General features: G+C 61.0%; 18 protein-coding genes. 13 read left to right on the top strand and 5 right to left on the bottom strand.

The features are described 5' to 3' along the window. Positions 1-114 precede the first annotated feature (114 nt). From PW789_RS02815 to PW789_RS02855, 9 genes are all read left to right on the top strand, one after another. A complete protein-coding gene (locus PW789_RS02815; protein WP_299371000.1) occupies positions 115-2082 on the top strand; it encodes a hypothetical protein in 1968 nt (655 codons plus the stop codon). Further along, positions 2033-2308: a hypothetical protein gene (locus PW789_RS02820; RefSeq protein ID WP_299371002.1), complete on the top strand. Its 276-nt coding sequence runs from the start codon at positions 2033-2035 to the stop codon at positions 2306-2308. Before PW789_RS02815 ends, PW789_RS02820 begins: the two co-directional genes overlap by 50 nt. Beyond that, the gene (locus PW789_RS02825) at positions 2305-2988 is read left to right on the top strand and encodes a trimeric intracellular cation channel family protein (RefSeq protein WP_299371004.1); all 684 of its coding nucleotides are present in this window, start codon (positions 2305-2307) and stop codon (positions 2986-2988) included. The genes PW789_RS02820 and PW789_RS02825 overlap by 4 nt, the downstream gene beginning before the upstream one ends. Before the next feature lie 228 nt (positions 2989-3216). Then, the gene (locus PW789_RS02830) at positions 3217-4470 is read left to right on the top strand and encodes an FtsX-like permease family protein (RefSeq protein WP_299371006.1); all 1254 of its coding nucleotides are present in this window, start codon (positions 3217-3219) and stop codon (positions 4468-4470) included. Then, on the top strand, positions 4463-5383 hold the full coding sequence (locus PW789_RS02835; RefSeq protein ID WP_299371008.1) for an energy transducer TonB: 921 nt from the start codon (positions 4463-4465) through the stop codon (positions 5381-5383). Before PW789_RS02830 ends, PW789_RS02835 begins: the two co-directional genes overlap by 8 nt. Next, positions 5380-5835: a carboxymuconolactone decarboxylase family protein gene (locus PW789_RS02840; protein WP_299371010.1), complete on the top strand. Its 456-nt coding sequence runs from the start codon at positions 5380-5382 to the stop codon at positions 5833-5835. The genes PW789_RS02835 and PW789_RS02840 overlap by 4 nt, the downstream gene beginning before the upstream one ends. Positions 5836-5849: 14 nt before the next feature. Continuing rightward, positions 5850-6563: an ABC transporter ATP-binding protein gene (locus PW789_RS02845; RefSeq protein WP_299371620.1), complete on the top strand. Its 714-nt coding sequence runs from the start codon at positions 5850-5852 to the stop codon at positions 6561-6563. A 255-nt stretch (positions 6564-6818) separates the two neighbouring features. Beyond that, positions 6819-9287, top strand: coding sequence for an ATP-dependent Clp protease ATP-binding subunit (locus PW789_RS02850; protein ID WP_299371012.1), 2469 nt, complete (start codon positions 6819-6821; stop codon positions 9285-9287). A 91-nt stretch (positions 9288-9378) separates the two neighbouring features. After that, a complete protein-coding gene (locus tag PW789_RS02855) occupies positions 9379-9810 on the top strand; it encodes a cupin domain-containing protein (protein WP_299371014.1) in 432 nt (143 codons plus the stop codon). Between the two features lie 35 nt (positions 9811-9845). On the opposite strand, the gene PW789_RS02860 is transcribed toward PW789_RS02855, so the two are convergent. Both PW789_RS02860 and PW789_RS02865 read right to left on the bottom strand, forming a co-directional pair. Then, positions 9846-10175: a YtxH domain-containing protein gene (locus tag PW789_RS02860; RefSeq protein WP_299371016.1), complete on the bottom strand. Its 330-nt coding sequence runs from the start codon at positions 10173-10175 to the stop codon at positions 9846-9848. Positions 10176-10329: 154 nt separating this feature from the next. Beyond that, positions 10330-11043, bottom strand: coding sequence for a uracil-DNA glycosylase (locus PW789_RS02865; RefSeq protein WP_299371018.1), 714 nt, complete (start codon positions 11041-11043; stop codon positions 10330-10332). Between the two features lie 236 nt (positions 11044-11279). Between PW789_RS02865 and tig the strand changes: the two genes are divergently transcribed. The 4 genes from tig to lon all read left to right on the top strand — a co-directional run bounded on the left by tig (position 11280) and on the right by lon (position 17465). Then, positions 11280-12701 carry a trigger factor gene (gene tig / locus PW789_RS02870; protein ID WP_299371020.1) on the top strand — a complete coding sequence of 474 codons (1422 nt, stop codon included), beginning with the start codon at positions 11280-11282 and terminating at the stop codon, positions 12699-12701. Positions 12702-12757: 56 nt separating this feature from the next. Continuing rightward, positions 12758-13348 carry an ATP-dependent Clp endopeptidase proteolytic subunit ClpP gene (gene clpP / locus PW789_RS02875; RefSeq protein ID WP_299371022.1) on the top strand — a complete coding sequence of 197 codons (591 nt, stop codon included), beginning with the start codon at positions 12758-12760 and terminating at the stop codon, positions 13346-13348. A 192-nt stretch (positions 13349-13540) separates the two neighbouring features. Next, positions 13541-14830: an ATP-dependent Clp protease ATP-binding subunit ClpX gene (gene clpX / locus PW789_RS02880; protein ID WP_299371024.1), complete on the top strand. Its 1290-nt coding sequence runs from the start codon at positions 13541-13543 to the stop codon at positions 14828-14830. A 205-nt stretch (positions 14831-15035) separates the two neighbouring features. After that, positions 15036-17465 carry an endopeptidase La gene (lon, locus tag PW789_RS02885; RefSeq protein WP_299371026.1) on the top strand — a complete coding sequence of 810 codons (2430 nt, stop codon included), beginning with the start codon at positions 15036-15038 and terminating at the stop codon, positions 17463-17465. A gap of 65 nt (positions 17466-17530) precedes the next feature. Here the strand turns inward: lon and PW789_RS02890 are convergent, their stop codons facing one another. The 3 genes from PW789_RS02890 to thrC form a co-directional block, all read right to left on the bottom strand. Beyond that, complete coding sequence (locus PW789_RS02890; RefSeq protein ID WP_299371028.1) at positions 17531-17680, bottom strand: lmo0937 family membrane protein; 150 nt, start codon at positions 17678-17680, stop codon at positions 17531-17533. Between the two features lie 152 nt (positions 17681-17832). After that, a complete protein-coding gene (locus PW789_RS02895; protein WP_299371030.1) occupies positions 17833-18114 on the bottom strand; it encodes a MoaD/ThiS family protein in 282 nt (93 codons plus the stop codon). A 2-nt stretch (positions 18115-18116) separates the two neighbouring features. Beyond that, on the bottom strand, positions 18117-19403 hold the full coding sequence (thrC, locus tag PW789_RS02900; RefSeq protein WP_299371032.1) for a threonine synthase: 1287 nt from the start codon (positions 19401-19403) through the stop codon (positions 18117-18119). Positions 19404-19487 lie beyond the last annotated feature (84 nt).

Consider the following 19487-nt stretch of genomic DNA (forward strand, 5'->3'; position numbering starts at 1 on the left):
CACAGATTCTGCGGAGGCGAAGAGGTCACACTCTTCGCCTCTTTCATTTCACGGGTGCTTTAGACTCAGAGGACGATGATGCGACGGCATTCGGTTTTGGTTCTGGCTGCAACAATGACACTGTCTTCCGCGGTACTCGCACAGGGTACGAAGCTCTGGACGGTGGATCGTTACGACACGATGGAGCGTGGCAGCGCCGATGGTGTCGCCATCCGAAATGACGGCCGCCTCGAGGCCGGACCTGCTGTCTCGCAGGTCTATGACTCCGCGAAGAGCTATGCGTGGTCTCTGGCCAGCGATGCTGCTGGCAACGCTTATGTGGGGCTGGGCGGAAGTTCGGCGGGATCGGCGCAGGTGATGCGCGTGAGCGGCGATGGCAAAGCAACGAAGCTCTTCGAAGCCAGGGAGCTTGCGATTCAGGGTCTGGCAGTCGAGCGCGACGGTTCGGTCATCGCTGCCACCTCGCCGGACGGCAAAGTCTACCGCATCCCGCAGGCGGGCGGCACGGGAACAGCGATCTTCGATCCGTCGACGACCGAGGAGAAACCGAAGTATCTGTGGGATATCGCCGTCAGCAAGACGGGCGACGTTTATGTTGCCGCAGGAGCACCTGCCGCGGTCTATCGCATTCCGGCGGCAGGCGGTAAGGCGCAGCTGCTCTTCAAGACGGCGGATCAGCATATCCGGTGCCTTCTCATGACAGCCGATGGAACGCTCTGGGCGGGCTCCGATGGCTCGGGCGTGGTCTACCGAATCGACACGAAAGCGGCCAATGCCAAGCCGTTTGCCGTCTACGCCGCCCCGCGCCGCGAGATCACCGCACTGGCCGCGGATGCCGCGGGAAACATCTACGTTGCAGGCGTGGGCGGCAAGGGAACGACGCCTCTGCCACCGCTGCCCGTGACCGGCAATGTCGGCGTCTCGATCACGTTTGTGCAGCCCGCGTCCTCGACGGCTGCAGGAGCCAACGCGCTGGTGCCTGAAGGCAGCGACATCTATCGCATCGACAAGGACGGCACGCCCGGCAGGCTGGTGCAACTGAAGGATGACGTGGTGTATGCGCTGACCTTCCGCAACAACGCCCTGCTGGCATCTACGGGAAATCGGGGACGGATCTATCGCATCGATACGAATCGGCCGGGAACGTTCACCGACCTGGCCCACCTGGATGCAGCCCAGGGGATAGCCTTCGCTCCGGTGAGAGATGGCGTGATGATCGCGACCGCGAACAGCGGCAAGCTCTTCCGGATCACGGATGCTGCGGCGAAGGAGTCGACGTATACCAGCGAGGTCTTCGATGCGCAGAGCTTCTCGCAGTGGGGCCGCATCGAGACGCGCATCGACGGCGCGGAGAAGAGCTACGAACTGTGGATGCGCAGCGGGAACGTCGAGAGCCCGCTGATGGGCTGGAGCGAGTGGTCGCGCATCGCAGCGGATGGAGCGGTGACGGTTCCTGCCGGACGCTACGCGCAGTGGAAGGCTGTCTTTCATCCGAGTGCGGAAGCGAATCCCGGTTCAGGAGCGCAGGCGACGATCGACTCGGTTGGCGTGAACTACCTGACGCGCAACGTTGCGCCGGTCGTTGATGAGATCGTCGTGCAGCCGGGCGCACGCATGGCGGCCAGTACACCGACTCCGACGACGACGGTGCAGGTTGGTTTTCCGCAGCCCGCAGGCTCGCCGACGATGAACTTTCAACAGGACCCGAACAGCACGCCTTTGACGGCTCAGAAGGACAAGAGTGGCGTAACGGCGCGATGGCTGGCGCATGACGATAACGGCGACGATATGATGTTCGCCGTCTGGTATCGCGGCGTCGGCGAGAAGAACTGGCGGCTGCTGAAGGACAAGATCACCGACCGTTACTACAGCTTCGACTCTTCCCTGCTGCCGGACGGCAGTTACAGCGTGAAGGTTGTCGCCAGCGATGGTCCGGCTCACACCGATGCGGATGCGATGACGGGCGAGCGCGAGAGTCCTGTGTTTGTCGTCGATACGACGCCGCCGGTTCCGGGAGCCGCTGACGGCTGCATTGGTTGCGGGCGATGCGAAGAAGATTCACATCACGCTGGAGGCACGTGATGCGACCTCGCCGATCGCGCACGCGGAGTATTCGATCGACGCCGGTCCGTGGCAGTACCTGGAGCCGGTGGGCAGGGTTTCGGACTCGCTGACGGAGCACTACGACTTCACGGCGGAGATTCCGAAGGCGACCGCGCCGATCGAGGATGCCAAGGAGCATGTCGTCGCGGTGCGCGTGTATGACCGCTACGAGAACATGTCTGCGGCGAAGGCCGTGGTGCGATGAGCGAGACGGCTGGAGTGGAAGAACGCACCAGTCGCGGAGTCGGCCGTTTCAATCTCTATCATCCTGACTTCCTGCTGCTGATCGTCGACCTGATGGGAGCGTTCGTCTTTGCCGTTGAAGGCGGCCTGGCGGCGATCCGCTCGGATCTGGACATCCTTGGGCTGCTGGTGATCGCGTTTGCCACAGCACTGGGCGGCGGCATGATCCGCGATGTGCTGATTGGGGCGATCCCTCCGAACAGCATCCGTGACTGGAGATATCCGGCGACGGCTCTGCTGGGCGGCGGAGCGGTGTTCTTCTGCTTCCGGCTGATCCAGGAGGTTCCGCCGAACCTGCTGATCACGCTCGATGCGGCGGGTCTTGCGCTGTGCGCCATTGCGGGTGCGGGAAAAGCGGTCGAGTTTGGCATCAATCCACTGCTGGCGGTGATGATGGGTGCGGTGACCGGCGTGGGCGGAGGGACGATTCGGGATATTCTGCTGAACCGTGTGCCGGGCGTGCTGCGCTCAGATGTTTACGCAGCAGCGGCGCTGGCGGGAGCGCTGGTGGTGGTGGTAGGCCTGCGATTCAAGGTGCCGCGCTGGGTGGTGATGACGGCTGGAGCCGTGGTCTGTTTTGTGCTGCGGATGGTGGCGGTATGGCAGCACTGGAACCTGCCGAAGATGATTGCGGCACCCTGACCCTCCCCACTGTTTTGCGCAAAGTCTTCGAATCATTGGGTTTATTTGGACGGTTACGAAAGTTATCTTGCAGCCTGGAAGGACACGCAAAGGCCTCCAAGTTAAAAATAGCCTGCGGAGGATAACTGATCGGCAACTGTAATTGACTGATAGTAAGCATCTTATGGATGAGCAGGACTTGACAGGTCGGACAGGGACCCTGCGTGCCGGATAGTAAGCTGAGGTTCGATGCGATTTGAGCTTTTTGTAGCGGCAAGATACCTGCGGGCGAAGCGGCGGCAGGCGGTCGTGGGCGTGATTACGGCGATCTCGGTGATCGGCGTGGCAGCGGGCGTGGCGTCGCTGATTATTGCGCTGGCGATCACGAATGGGATGCGGCGGGACATGCAGGACCGCCTGCTGGGATCGACGGCGCACGTCGACCTGATGCGGATTGCGGCGGACGGCATCCGCGACTGGCGCCCCCTGCTGGAGAGGCTGCGCCAGTTGCCGCATGTAACGGCGGCGGCCCCGGGGCTGTATGGGCAGGTGCTGATCTCGCGTGGAGCGCGAAGCGGCGGCGGCCTGATCAAGGGCATTCTGCCGGCGGATGAGAAGACGGTGGGAGACATCCTGCAGAAGATCACGGAGGGCTCGGCGGATTCGCTGGAGCCCTCGACCTCCCTGCCTGTGCCGGGAGAGGTGGCTCCGACGCCTCCAATCGTGATAGGTAAGGACCTGGCGGAGACGGTGGGCGCGAAGGTCGGCGACACGCTGGTGGTGACGAGCCCGCAGGGCGAGATGACACCGTTCGGCCTGGTGCCGAAGTATCAGCGCTGCATGGTGACGGGGATCTTTCGTACAGGGTTTTACCAGTACGACTCGAGCTATGCGTTTATGCGGTTGAAGGATGCGCAGCGGCTGTTCAGTGAGCCGGACCTGATCTCGGTGATCAGCTTCAAGGTGGATGACCTGTACAAGGCCAACGAGATCGGCGTCGAGATCGAAGGGGCCGCAGGTAAGGGTTTTCAGACGACGAGCTGGATACAGCAGAACCGCGAGTTGTTCCGCGCGCTGCAGCTGGAGCAGGTTGTGACGTTCATCGTGCTGGCGCTGATTGTGTGCGTGGCGGCGCTGAATATTCTGATTGCGCTGACCATGATGGTGATGGAGAAGACGCGGGACATCGCGGTGCTGATGAGCTTCGGCGTGACGGAGATGCAGGTGCGCAGGATCTTCCTGTTCCAGGGGTTGCTGATCTCGGTGATCGGCACGGTGCTGGGACTGGTGCTGGGTTATGCGCTGAGCTGGGCGGGCGGGCACTACCGGTTTATCCATCTGGACTCCGCGGTGTACTCGCTGGACTACCTGCCGTTTGCACCCCGCGTGCGCGATGGGGTGATTGTCGCGCTGGTGTCGCTGGGAGTGAGCCTGATTGCCACGCTGTATCCGAGCAGAAGCGCGGCGAGGGTGCTGCCTGCGGAGGCGCTGCGGTATGAGTAGATTTACGGTCGCGGTGTTGTGCCTGTCGCTGTGGAGCCATGCGCAGGAACAAGGTGTGATCGTCGAGAACGAGGCGACGCAGCACCTGGCGAAGAGTGTCGAGCCGGAGTATCCGGCGATTGCGAAGGCTGCGCATGTGCAGGGTACGGTGATGCTGCAGGCGAACGTGGATGCGCAGGGCGAGGTTACGAAGGTGGATGTGATCGCGGGGCCTCCGATGCTGACAGCAGCCGCAGTCGATGCGGTGAGGAGGTGGCACTATCGTCCGTTTGAGGTGGATGGAAAGGTCGCTCCGGTTCGTGTTGCAGTCGAAGTGCCGTTCTCACTGGGAATTCCTGAGAGTACGGAACGATCCGATCAGGCGATCGGACAGTCCTACTTCCCGAAAGATTCCGAGTGCCGAACGGCAAATGCCGCCAAGGACTGGGCCGCAGCGGTTGTCGCATGTAAAGAACTGGTGTCGATCGCCGAGCGTTTCCCGGATCAGAAGCAGCGGGTGAACGAGATTCGGAGCTCCCATGAGCAGTATGGAATCGCGTTGCTGTTTTCGCATGATTCACAAGCTGCCCTGCATGAGTTTCAGGTAGGGACGGCGATGGCTGATCAGTCGTTGACGGAGAAAGATGCGGAGTACGGAATGGCGTATTACTGGCAGGGGCTGGCCGAACACGTCTCGAAGATGGAGGCCGATGCAGAGCGCGATTATGCGCGATCGGAGAGGAGCCTTGAAGAGGCCATCAACCATCTGCCGGCGATGAAGACGATCTACGCCCGCTACCTGGCGCGAACGTATGCGTACCACTCCATGCTTGAGATGCAAACCCAGCATCCGGAGGAGGCGAAGCATCTGCAGGAAGAGGCTCGCCAACTCGATCCGAGATCGCTGGATTGGATGAAAGGCAATACACAGTGAGTGATATTCGGTTGAAGTACTGGGAGATTGCTCCGGAGGGCATCGCGAAGATGCAGCAGCTGGAGCACTACGTGAATACAGCCTCGGGGCTGGAGCATGGGCTGCTGGAGCTGGTGCGGCTGCGGGCTTCCCTGCTGAACGACTGCACCTACTGCATCGAGATGCATACGGCGGAGCTGAAGAAGCTGAACGAGACGCCGGAGCGGATCGCGGTGGCCGAGTGGCGGAACTCGCAGGCGTTTACAGCGCGGGAGCGGGCGGCGCTGTCGTGGGCCGAGGCGGTGACGAATATCCAGGACGGCCATGCGCCTGAGGCGATCTATGACGAGGTGCGGGCGGTCTTCAGCGAGAGAGAGACGGTGGACCTGACGCTGGCGATTACGACGATCAATGCGTGGAACCGGATCGCGATCTCTTTAGGCTCGCATGCCGGGCGCGAGGTGGAGGCTTGAGCGGCGGAGCGGTGATGGAGACCGGCGCGGCGAAGCGCGTGGTGCTGCGCGCCGAGGGGCTGACGAAGGTGTATGCCGAGGTCGCCGAGGGTGCGGGTGGGCTGGAACTGTTTCGCGAGCTGGACCTGACGGTGCATGCCGGGGAGATGGTGGCGATTGTGGGGGAGAGCGGCGCGGGCAAGAGCACGCTGCTGCACCTGCTGGCGGCGCTGGATAAGCCGTCGGCGGGCGAGGTGTACTGCGGCGAGGCTCAGCTGAGCCGGTTCAGTTCGCGGCAGGCGTCGGAGTTTCGCAACCGCGAGGTGGGATATGTGTGGCAGTTCCATTACCTGCTGCCGGAGTTTTCTGCCGTGGAGAATGTAGCGATGCCGTTGCTGGCTCGCGGGGTGCGGCGTGAAGAGGCCCTGGAGAAGGCGGCTTACTGGCTGGCGGAGGTCGGGCTGGGAGCCCGGGGGCATCACCGGTCGGGCGAGTTGAGCGGCGGCGAGCAGCAGAGGGTGTCGCTGGCCCGGGCGCTGGTGACGGAGCCGAAGCTGCTGCTGGCGGACGAGCCGACGGGCGATCTGGATACCAAAACCGGCGAGGCGGTATTCGAGTTGATTCAGGGGCTGCACCAGGCACATGGTCTGACCAGTGTTCTGGTGACCCATAATCTTGATTTTGCAGGGAGATGCACCCGGATGCTGCGGCTGAAGAGTGGCCGCCTGGAAGAAGATCTACGGCTTTAGGGTGACGGCCGCACCTATTTTTCACATATTGCGTCGAATAGCTATTGATGTAGTGTAAGCAGTAACTTTCGCGGGCACAGAACGAGTTGACGCGGCGGCTACACTAGTATCAGTGGATGGGTATGCGCCGCAGACGAAGCGGTAGCACCTGATGTGTTCTCATCGCAGTCGGTTTGAGGCGGGGAGAATGGTAGGTAATGGCGCCACCTTGGGCTCCCAGGCCTCAGTGGTGGTGGCCGGTTCGAAGGGGAGAACATGTTCGAACGCTACACGGAGAAGGCGCGGCGGGTGATCTTCTTTGCCCGCTACGAGGCGAGCCAGTTCGGGTCACCATACATTGAGACAGAGCACCTTCTGCTGGGACTGCTGCGCGAGGACAAGGCACTGACAAACCGCTTTTTGCGGTCGCACGCGTCGGTGGAGTCGATTCGCAAGCAGATTGAAGGGCATACGACGATTCGCGAGAAGGTATCGACCTCGGTCGATCTGCCGCTCTCTAACGAGTGCAAGCGTGTGCTGGCGTATGCCGCAGAAGAGGCGGAGCGTCTGAGCCACAAGCACATCGGCACAGAACATCTTTTACTGGGCCTGCTGCGCGAAGAGAAGTGCTTTGCGGCAGAGATCCTGACCGAGCGCGGCCTGAGGCTGCCGGCGATCCGCGAGGAGCTTCAGCGCACGACGCAGGAGAAGACCCCGGCGTCGCAGTCGAGCAAATCATCGCAGCGCGGCGAGCAGAGCATGCTGGCGGAGTTTTCGCGCGACCTGACGCAGGCTGCGCTGGACCAGCAGCTGGACCCGCTGGTGGGCCGCGATACCGAGGTCGACCGCGTGATCCAGATCCTGTGCCGCCGCACCAAGAACAACCCGGTGCTGATCGGCGAGCCCGGCGTGGGCAAGACGGCGATTGTGGAAGGGCTGGCGCAGAAGATCGCCGACGGCGAGGTCCCGAGCTTTCTTGCGGACAAGCGCGTGCTGGCGCTGGATCTTTCTCTGATTGTGGCTGGCACGAAGTATCGCGGACAGTTTGAGGAACGGCTGAAGACGATCATGAAGGAGTTGATGGAAAACCAGAACTCCATCGTCTTCATCGACGAGCTGCATACGCTGGTGGGCGCAGGATCGGCAGAGGGATCGCTGGATGCGGCGAACATCCTGAAGCCGGCGCTGAGCCGCGGCGAGATTCAGTGCATCGGCGCGACGACCCCGGCGGAGTATCGCAAGTCGATCGAGAAGGACCGCTCGCTGGAGCGCCGCTTCCAGGCAGTGAAGGTCCCGCCTCCGAACGAAGAGGATGCGATCAAGATCATCATGGGGATCAAGGAAAAGTATGAGAAGTTTCATGCTGTCAGCTATACGGACGATGCGATCACGTTCTCGGTGTCGCACTCGAGCCGTTACATCCCCGATCGTTTCCTTCCGGACAAGGCGATCGATCTGATCGACGAGGCTGGAGCTCGGGTCAAGCTGCGGCAGACTTCCCTGCCCGAGGAGCTGACCGAGGTTCAGAAGCGGATCAAGTTCATCGTGCACCGCATGGAGAACGCGATTGCGAACCACGAGTTCGAGAAGGCGCGGTTCTACTCGGACGAGGAGCGCAAGGAGCGCGAAAACCTGCGGGCGCTGCGCGACAAGTATCACCTGGATGATTCGAGCGCTGGCATTGTGACGCGCGAGGACATCGAGGATGTCGTGAGCCGCTGGACGGGTGTTCCGGTGACGTCGCTGAAGGAAGAGGAGACGCAACGCCTGCTTCGCGTGGAGGAAGAGCTGCACAAGCGCGTGATCTCGCAGGAGAAGGCGATCTCGGCGCTGGCACGGGCGATTCGTCGTTCGCGTGCGGGCCTCAAGAATCCTTCGCGTCCGATCGGCAGCTTCCTGTTCCTGGGGCCGACGGGCGTCGGCAAGACGGAGATGGCGCGCACGCTGGCGCAGTTCCTGTTCGGAAGCGAGAAGTCGCTGATCCGCTTCGATATGTCGGAGTTCATGGAGAAGCACTCCGTGAGCAAGCTGATCGGTTCGCCTCCGGGATACGTTGGATACGAGGAGGGCGGCCAGCTCACCGAGCGTGTGAAGCGCAATCCGTACTGCGTCGTTCTGCTGGACGAGATCGAAAAGGCGCATCCGGATGTCTTCAACCTGCTGCTGCAGGTGTTTGAAGACGGACAGCTGACCGACGGCCTTGGCAACACGGTCGATTACAAGAACACGATCATCATCATGACCTCGAACATCGGCGCCAAGCACCTGCAGAAGCGGCAGGGACTGGGCTTCCAGAGCGAGAAGGAAGACATGGTGCTCGACAAGATGGAGGAGCTGGTGAAGGGCGAAGTGAAGCGCACCTTCAACCCGGAGTTCCTGAACCGTCTGGACGAGATCATCATCTTCACCTCGCTGTCGGATTCGGACCTGATGCAGATTCTCGAGCTGCTGGTACAGCAGTTGAACGTAAATCTTGTGCACAAGGCGATCACGATTTCAGTGACCGACGACGCGAAGAAGTGGATCATTGAAAAGACTGCTTCGGACCGCACGTATGGCGCTCGCCCACTGCGCAGAGCTCTGCAGAAGTACATCGAAGACCCGCTGTCGGAGGCTCTGATCGCCGGCGGCATTCAGGAGCGCCCGGCGTTCCTGGAGGTCTACCTGGATAACAATCATCTGTTCTATCGTCCGATCTCGAGCGATGGCGACAGGGTTTCGGGCTTCGCGCTCACCACGGTGTAAACCGACAACAAGCAGAAAGATACGCCCCGGTCGCAGTGACCGGGGCGTATTGTTTTTAACGCAATCGAATATGACTATCGGAGAGCGTTGAATGGATCGTCGCGAATTTGCGTCCCTTGTGCCTGCACTTCTGGCTGCCTTTTCTGTTCCCCATGCGGAGGCGGCTTCCCTCTCTGCCGTCGTCTCGGGCGCCTACCCTCCTGCCGCGGCGAAGGCGGGATCGATCCCGAAGCGCACGTCCCGCGCTTTCACGAAGGGTCTGCTGAAGGCTGGCAATATTCAGCTGGAGATTCACCAGACGACGCAGGAGGTGGGAGCGCCGCACGAGCCGGAGGAGACGCATCTGCACACCGAGATCTGGTTTGTGCAGGAGGGCGAGGTGACGCTGACGATCAATGGCACGCCGAAGAAGTTACAGGCAGGAGATGTCGGCATCTGCGTGGCAGGCGATCGGCACTACATCCAGAACACGGGTAATACGCCAGCGACCTACCTGGTGGTGGCCGTAGGCCCTCCAGAGTAGGTCGCTGGTTAGTAAAGAACTTCCTGTTTAGGTGTTTAGACGAGCGACTTAGCCGACTTCACGGCACTGCCGACGGCGCCGGAGACAGAGTCGGCCACATCGGAGGCCCGATCGCCTGCCTTGTCGGCGAACTTGCGAGCGCGCTTCACAGCCCCCTGCGCCTCGTCGCTGAACTTCTCTGCCTGCGACTTCAGATAGTCGCCTGCATCCTGCAGATAGTCGTTGGCGTCTTCCACGGCACCCTCAACGCCTTTACGCAACTGCTTACGGGTACGAACTCCACTCTGTGGCGCATAAAGCAGCGCGATCGCAGCTCCGGCAGAGACGCCAATCCCAAAAGCCAGCCAATAGTTCTTTGCACTCATGCGTTATCCTCGCAGTCTTAAATTCCTGACGGTTAATTCCCTGCTGTTGCAGCTATCTAGGTAGGATTCCCGCTTTTCTGCAGGGGTTGGCTTCAGAGCAGGATGAGAGCAATACGGGCCAAAGAGCTGGAGAGTGATGCATTTGCCGGGCTGCTTAGGCCAGGCCGGCGAGCTCTGCCGCGCGAATGAAGATGCGGGTAAACATGGCGACATTGAGGCGACCGGTGTTGGTATTGCGCAGCGACGGATGGTAACTGGCGAGCAGATGGAGGCCGTTGGGGAGCTTGTACTGCGCTCCGTGGGTGAAGCGGTAGGCGGAACGGCGCTCGATGATGCCCTGCGAGACGAGGTAGGCGAGATAGCCGTCGAAGGCGATCTTGCCGAGACAGACGACGACGCGAACGCGGGTGAGCTGCTCGATCTCGGCTGAGAGATGGGAGGCGCAGGCACGCAGCTCGGCTGGGGTGGGCTTGTCGCCGGGTGGAGCGCAACGGACGACGGAGGCGATCCAGGCATTGCGCAGGCGGAGGCCATCCTCGCGGGAGTGGCTCTCGGCCTGGTTGGAGAAGCCGGTCTCGTGCAGGACGGGGTACATAAAGTAGCCGGCACCGTCGCCGGTGAAGGGACGTCCGGTGCGATTGGCGCCGTGCGCTCCGGGGGCGAGGCCGAGGATGAGGACGCGGGCACGGGGATCGCCGAAACCGGGCACGGGGCGGGCCCAGTAGGTCTGGTCGAGGTAAGCGCGGCGCTTCACCTCGCCGATGTTCTTGCAGTAGCTTCGCAAGCGCTCGCAGCGTTCGCAGGAGGAAATCGACTGATGGATGAGCTGGAAAGCTTCAGGCAGGGGTTTTACGGTGGAGCGTTTCACTGCATCCCATCATAGAACCTGTGCCCTGCGGTTGCCATGCCACGATTTAGAAGGCTTGTACGCCGCAAGTAAGGGACAGGAAAACTGCAAGCTCCCAAAGTGGATTTCGAGCGTGCTGCGGGGGTTTGACCCTCCGCAACGAGCCTCGTACAGTAGTAAGGAGGCGCGTATCGCGCAGTACAGGCAAGGGCCGAGACTGCGGCGTAATTTTGCGCGACCCATTGGAAGGCATGGATTTGACCACCCCGACAGAGACGACCGAGAACATCGTTAGCGCAGAGCCCACCACCATCGAGGCCGCGCACACGCACGATCACGCTCATGACCACGACCATGAGCACCACCAACACGGCCCTTCGCTAAACCCTGAACTGACCCGCGAGATCGAGGTTGAGGTTCCGGCGGACGAGGTTTCGAAGACCTTCAAGGTCGTGACGAAGCGTTACACGAAGCTGGCACGCATCCCCGGCTTCCGCGCAGGCAAGGTTCCGGAGTCGCTGGTGCGCTCGAAGTTTGCCAAGGAGCTGCGCCAGGAGGTTCTGGACAGCCTGGTGTCGGAGCGGTTCCGCAAGGCGATCGACGAGCAGGAGCTTCGTCCGGTCTCGCAGCCGCAACTGCTGGATCTGCAGCTTCACGATGGCCAGCCGCTGAAGTTCAAGGCGGCGTTCGAGATTGCACCCACCATCGACATCAGCGGCTATGACAGCGTGAAGGTTGCCAAGCCGGATGTCGCTCTGACCGAGGACGAGTACCAGGCAGAGCTTTCGCGTGCGCTCGACAGCCATGCGACGGTCGAGCCGGTGGACGAGGATCGTCCGCTGGTTGAAGGCGACTGGGCCGAGATCTCGTTCAAGGGCGAGGTGAAGGAGCTTGCGCAGACAGTGACCGAGGATGGCGTGGAGAACGCATCCCAGAGCGATCCGATCACCGGCGAGGATGTGCTGGTGGAGGTTGGCGGCAAGAATACGCTGCCTGCGTTCAACGATGCCCTGCGCGGCGCCAAGCCGGGCCAGGAGATGACCTTCGAGGTCAGCTATCCGGCCGACTTCGGCGAGCCCCGCCTGGCGGGACAGACGGTTGGCTACGACGTCACCGTGAAGTCGATCAAGAAGAAGATCTTCCCCGAGCGCGATGCGGAGTTTGCCAAGCAGCTTGGCAACTACGAGAGCTGGGAGGAGTTTGAGACCAAGCTGCGCGAGATGGCCGCCGACCGCAAGAAGAACGCGCTCGAGAGCCAGGCACGCGACAAGATGCTGGATGAGCTGGTGCAGAAGTTCCAGTTCCCGGTTCCCGAATCGTTCGTGCAGCAGCAGGTGGATGCGCGGCTGGATCGCGGTCTGCGTGCGCTTGCCCAGCAGGGCATGACGACCGAGGCGATGCGTCAGCTGAACTTCGTGCAGCTGCGCGATGCACAGCGCCCGCAGGCTCTGAACGAGGTGAAGGCGTCGATGCTTCTCGACAAGATCGGCGAAGCGGAGAGCATTACGGTCAGCGAGGACGACATGGACCGCGAACTGCTGATGCTTTCGCTCCAGTCGCGCGAGCCGCTCGAGGGTCTGCGTGAGCGCCTGGAGAAGGATGGCGGCCTCGAGAGGATTCGCGAGCAGATGCGCCGCGAGAAGACTGCAAGCGTGCTCTACGAGAAGCTGGCCTCGTAGCAGTTATCCCCTCCAATCACAACCCGGACGGAACGACTAACAGGAAAGAGAGCGTTATGGGATTGGTACCGATGGTGATCGAGCAGACGAGTCGTGGCGAGCGTGCCTACGACATCTACAGCCGTCTGCTTCGCGACAACATCATTTTTCTGGGGACGCCGATCGATGACAACATCGCGAACGTCATCATTGCGCAGATGCTTTTTCTGAGCGGTGAAGACCCGGAGAAGGATATCCAGCTGTACATCAACTCGCCGGGCGGTTCCATTACGGCCGGCCTGGCGATCTACGACACGATGCAATACATCAAGAACGATGTTGTGACGTTCTGCATCGGCCAGGCAGCGTCGATGGGCGCCTTCCTGTTGATGGCAGGCAAGAAGGGCAAGCGGTTCGCTCTGCCCAACTCCCGCATCCTGATCCACCAGCCGTCGATGGGCGGTCTGAGCGGACAGGCGACGGATATCGACATCCATGCGCGCGAGATCCTGCGCATCCGCGAGATCACCAACAAGCTGATGAGCGCCAGCACGGGCCAGTCGCTTGAGCGGATCGAGCGCGATGTGGAGCGTGACTTTATCATGACGGCGTCGCAGTCCAAGGAGTACGGCATTATCGACGACATCATCGACCGTCCGCGCACCTAAACCCTGTACTTTCTCCAGCAGAGGCCCGAATGCCAGCATTCGGGCCTTTGCTGTCTAACACCTTTGTGACATCCGGTGGTCACCGGATGGGGTACCTCCCGTACCGTGGCGTCCCTCTTTTCCTTCGAAGAACAGGTGTAGACTGATGTCAGAAGTTCGTGCCAGCACGCTTCGCGAGGAGTTGCCGCATCTATGAAAACATCACGGGGCTCAGAGGAATCACTACGCTGCTCTTTCTGCCACAAATCTCAGGATGCCGTCGCTAAGCTGATTTCATCGCCTTCGGATTATCCGCGCGCGTACATCTGCGATGAGTGTGTGGCGGTCTGCAACTCCATCCTCGAAGACGACCGCACCGAGGCACAGCCAGGCGCTGCGCCTGCCCACCTGCCTAAGCCGCAGGAGGTCAAGGCGTTCCTCGACGAGTACGTGATTGGTCAGGAGATGACCAAGAAGAAGCTGGCGGTTGCGGTCTACAACCACTACAAGCGCATCCAGATGAACAAGACGCGCGGCAACGATGTCGAGCTCGCAAAGTCAAACATCCTTCTGGTTGGACCCACGGGTTCCGGTAAGACCCTGCTGGCGCATACGCTGGCGAAGATGCTGGATGTCCCGTTCGCCATTGTGGACGCCACCACTCTGACGGAAGCCGGTTACGTAGGTGAGGACGTCGAGAACATTATTCTGAAGCTGCTGCAGGCGGCTGATGGCGATGTGGCGCGTGCGCAGTCGGGCATCATCTATATCGACGAGATCGACAAGATTGGCCGCAAGGATGAGAACCCCTCAATCACCCGCGATGTTTCGGGTGAGGGTGTGCAGCAGGCGCTGCTGAAGATCCTCGAAGGCACGGTTGCCAACGTTCCGCCGCAAGGTGGACGCAAGCATCCGCACCAGGAGTTCACCGCGGTCGACACGACCAACATTCTCTTCATCTGCGGCGGCGCGTTTGTCGGCCTGGAGAAGGTCGTCGGGCGCCGCGTCGGCAAGAAGGCATTGGGCTTCCGCGCGATCGGCGAGACGGAGCCGAACAAGGATGGCGAAGTGATGCCGATCCGTGCACAGCGCGATTCGGAGTTGCTGCGCCAGGCGGAACCGCAGGACCTGCTGAAGTACGGCCTGATTCCGGAGTTTGTGGGACGCCTGCCGGTGATGGGCATTCTTGACGAGCTGGATGAGGCGGCGCTGATCGAGATTCTTACCAAGCCGCGGAACGCAATCCTGAAGCAGTACGCGAAGCTGTTCGATTTCGAGGGCGTGAAGGTGACGTTCACCGACGAGGCAGCGCGCGCGATCGCTCGTGAGGCCCTGCTGCGCAAGGTCGGTGCGCGCGGACTGCGCATGATCATCGAGGAGCTGATGCTCGACCTGATGTATCACGTGCCGGGCAACAAGAAGGTCAAGGAGATCACGATCACCGAGACGATGGTGAAGAATCGCGATCTGACGCTGCCGATCCTGCTGGAAAAAGCAGGCTGAGCGGTCGAAAGAATATCAACGAGAGACGCGGCCGACGGTATACCGTTTGCCGCGTTTTTCTATGTTCGCTACAAGACCAATTCCCTTCTCCTCTTGCCTAACTCCGATGCGCAGGAATTTCATGAAAGCATTACAATCACCTGAAAGCCGCGGCAAAGGCACGTTGCATCGTCGCCGCAAGTCGAGCGTCTAATCAGGGAGAGCGATGAGTAACCAGACCAAAGACACACTGAGCGCAGACGTTCGTAAGCTTCCCATGATGCCCATTCGCGATATGGTCATCTTTCCGCACATGATGACGCCGTTCGTCGTGGGGCGGGAATCGAGTGTTCGCGCCTTGGAAGAGGCGCTCTCGGGGGACCGCAAGATTTTTCTCGCGACACAGCACGACGCCTCGGTGGATGAGCCGAGCGCGGACGATATTTATGCGACGGGAACGATCGGCAACATCGTGCAGAGCGTAAAGATGCCCGACGGCAACATCAAGGTGCTGGTCGAGGGCGTGGAGCGCGGACGAGCCGTTGAGGTTAGCGACGCCGACGGATTTTTTGTCGCCACAGTACGCACGGGCAAGACGCAGCTGGAGCAGACGCCGCAGGTAGAGCAGCTGATGCAGCGGGTCCACTCGCTGTTTGAGCAGTATGTGAAGCTGCAGCAGTCGTTGAACTACGAGACGATGGCCGCGAGTGTGCGTCCTGACGAGCCTGCGAAGCTGGCCGATATTATTGCGGCCAACCTTCAGCTCCCCATCGAGGAGAAGCAGCAACTGCTTGAGGTCTTCGATCCGGAAGATCGCCTGGTCCGCGTGGCCGACGTGCTGGATCTCGCTATCGAGAAGCTGAACATGGACCGCACCATCCAGTCGCGCGTGAAGCGCCAGATGGAGAAGGCGCAGAAAGAGTACTACCTCAACGAGAAGATTAAGGCCATCCAGAAGGAACTGGGCCGCGGCGAGAAGTCGGAGTTCGATGAGCTGAAGAAGAAGATCGACGCCGCCGGAATGCCGAAGGAGGCTCTGGACAAGTCGCTGCAGGAGCTGAAGAAGCTGGAGGCGATGCCGCCGATGTCGGCGGAGTCGACGGTCTCGCGCAACTACCTGGACTGGCTGCTGGCTGTGCCGTGGAAGAAGCGGTCGAAGGATATCCGCTCGATCGATCACGCGGAACAGGTGTTGAACGAGGACCACTACGGCCTGGAAAAGATCAAGGAGCGCATCCTCGAGTTTCTTGCGGTGCGTCAGCTGGTGAAGAATCCGAAGGGGTCGATCCTGTGCTTCGTCGGGCCTCCAGGCGTGGGCAAGACCTCGCTGGGTATGTCGATCGCGAAGGCGACAGGCCGCAAGTTTGTGCGCATGTCGCTGGGCGGCGTGCGTGATGAGGCTGAGATTCGCGGACATCGCCGCACCTACATTGGCGCCCTGCCGGGGCAGATCATCCAGTCGATGAAGAAGGCGGGAACGAAGAACCCGGTCTTCATGCTGGATGAGATCGACAAGATGGCCTCGGACTTCCGTGGCGATCCTGCGAGCGCGCTGCTTGAGGTGTTGGACCCGGAGCAGAATACGTCGTTCCAGGATCACTATCTCGACGTGGAGTATGACCTCTCGCAGGTGCTGTTCGTCGCGACGGCCAATGTGCTGCACACGATTCCCGGCCCGTTGCAGGATCGTATGGAGATCCTGCGGCTGCATGGCTATACCGAGCTTGAAAAGCTGGAGATCGCGAAGCAGTACCTGGTCAAGAAGCAGCGCGAGGCAACTGGCCTGACCGAGGAGCAGATCAAGTTCGACGACGACGCAATTCGCCAGATCATTCGCGGTTACACGCGCGAGGCGGGTGTGCGTAATCTGGAGCGCGAAGTTGGTAACGTATGCCGCAAGGTGGCTCGCCGCGTGGTGAAGAACGGCGCCAAGCACAGCGAGGTGGTCACGGCGGACAACATCGCCGACCTGCTGGGCGTGGCGAAGTTCCGCGACTCGCAGGTGCATGAGAAGAGCGAGATCGGTCTTGTGACCGGGCTCGCCTGGACGGAGGTTGGCGGATCGATTCTGCAGACCGAAGTACAGGTTCTGGACGGCAAGGGCAAGCTGACGACGACCGGACAACTGGGCGACGTGATGCAGGAGTCGGCACAGGCTGCGATGAGCTACGTGCGTTCGCGTGCGCATTATCTTGGACTGGCGAAGGACTTCTATCGCAACGTCGACATCCATGTTCACGTGCCGGAGGGAGCGATTCCGAAGGACGGGCCGTCCGCGGGCATCACGCTGGCGACGGCGCTTACCAGCGCTCTGACGAAGATCAAGGTGCGTCGCGATATTGCGATGACCGGCGAGATCACGCTGCGCGGCAAGGTACTTCCGATCGGTGGTCTGAAGGAGAAGCTGCTGGCGGCACATCGTGCGGGCATCTTCGAAGCAGTGCTGCCGGAGGAGAACAGGAAGGATCTGGCCGATCTGCCGGAGCTGCTGAAGACCAGCATGAAGCTGCACTTTGTCGAAGAGATGGACCAGGTGCTGCAGATTGCGCTGGAAGGTAAATTGCCGGAGTTAAAGGAAGAGACCCCGGATGCGCTTGCGCCGGTGTTGACGAGCAACATCGAGATTCCGCAGCCTGCTCCGCAACAGCACCAGTAGTCAGAATGAAACAAACGCTAAGCAGTAAGGGCGGCCTCAAAGGGCCGCCCTTCTTCTTTAAAGACTTAGACTGAGCGTTTACCGGCGACGAAGTTCATGATGAGGGACAGGACAGCCAAGATCAGCAGCAGGTGAATGAGGATTCCGGCTGTTTTGAAGACGAGAAAACCACCGATCCAGGCCGCGAAAAGTACGATCGCAAGAATAAGAAACATTGTGTATGACACCTCTCTTCTGGGGCGCTCCAATAGCTCCATGTCATAAGAGAGAAAAGGCGATCCGTACGTTGTACCGGGGAAAAATAGATGAATGGGCAAGACAAAGGGCGCGCACGCGGCGCGCCCTGAAGCGTGCGTCCCTGCCCTATTTAGCAGCGACCGCCAGCGATCGAGGGGATGAGCATGACCTCGTCACCATCCTGGAAGGCGTAGGTCTCGCCGCCGAGGAAGCGGATGTCCTCGTCGTTGACATAGATGTTGATGAACTTCCGGAGCTTTCCATCGTCGCCCTTGATCTGGGTGGCGAGCGCCGGAAAGCTCTGGTCGATATCGGTCAGCAGACCGGACAGGTTTTCTGCGGCAGAGTCAAACTGCTTCTTGCCGTCGGTATGCCGGGTGAAGGCGGTGGGAAGAGTTACCTTGATGGACACGTTCAATTTCCTCCTGCAACTGCAAGTTCGGGCTCCGCTGCGCCGTCGAGCTCGCGGAGGTAGGCGTCGAATTCAGCCAGGCGGGGCTTCACGGCGCGCTCCTGCTGATAGTGGCCGACGAGAGCGTCGGTGGTCTTGAGTCCGTTGCCGGTGATAACGCTGACGGTGATCTCGTCGGGCGAGATGCGGCCTTCGGCGAAGAGCTTGGCGGTGACGGCGGTGGTGACGCCGCCTGCGGTCTCGGTGAAGATGCCCTCGGTCTCGGCGAGCTCCTGGATACCGGAGACGATTTCGACGTCGGAGACGTCCTCAGCCCATCCGCCGGTCTCGCGGATCATCTTGGAGGCGGCGGGGCCGTCTGCCGGGTTACCGATGGCGAGCGAGCGGGCGATGGTGTTGGGCCGCTGCGGCTCGATGTAGTCCCAGCCTTCCTTGACGGAATGGGAGATGGGCGAGCAGCCGGTGGCCTGTGCTCCGAAGAAGCGGACAGGCTTCTCTTCGACGAGGCCGAGATAGATCAGCTCGTTGAAGGCCTTGCGGATCTTGCGGATGAGTGAGCCGCCTGCCATGGGCACCACGACGTTGTCAGGAAGCTTCCAGCCGAGCTGCTCGGCGATCTCGTAGCCGACGGTCTTGGAGCCCTCGGCGTAGTAGGGGCGCAGATTGACGTTGACGAAGCCCCAGTTGTACTCGTCGGCGATGAGGGTGCAAAGGCGGTTGACGTGGTCGTAGTTGCCGTCGATGCGGACGAGGCGAGCACCGTAGACCTGGCTGTTGAGGATCTTGGCGGGCTCGAGGTCGGCGGGGACCAGCACACAAGCCTTGAGGCCGAGGCGGACAGCCTGTGCAGAAACAGAGTTGGCCAGGTTGCCGGTGGAGGAGCAGCCAACGGTCTTAAAGCCGAAGCCCTGCGCGTTGGCGAGGGCGACCGAGACGACACGGTCCTTGAAGCTGAGCGTCGGGAAGCAGACGGCGTCATTCTTGATGTAGAGGTTGTTCGCGCCGATGCGCTGACCGAGCCGCTTCGCGCGGAGGAGCGGCGTAAAGCCGACGGGCAACTCTGGCTCGAAGCCCTTGGGTAGAGGAAGCAGGGTGGCGTAGCGCCAGATGTTGGCCGGACCCTTCGCGATGGCCTCACGGGTAAAGACGCCTCGCGCCGCGTCTAGGTCGTAGGTCACTTCGAGGGGAGCAAGACAGTCCGGGCAAGCTGAGAGGGGCTGGTTACCGTATAGCTTTCCGCACTCGTTGCACTTTAGTTCATACGCCACGGCCGAACAGGAATAGCTCATTACACTCTCTCCCAAGGTGGAGGAGGAATAGGCCTATGACGTCTCTGATGGAAGAACCGCGTGCTGAAAATGCACGCAGTCCGG

The organism is Edaphobacter sp. (genome assembly GCF_028283685.1).
Classification (GTDB): domain Bacteria; phylum Acidobacteriota; class Terriglobia; order Terriglobales; family Acidobacteriaceae; genus Edaphobacter.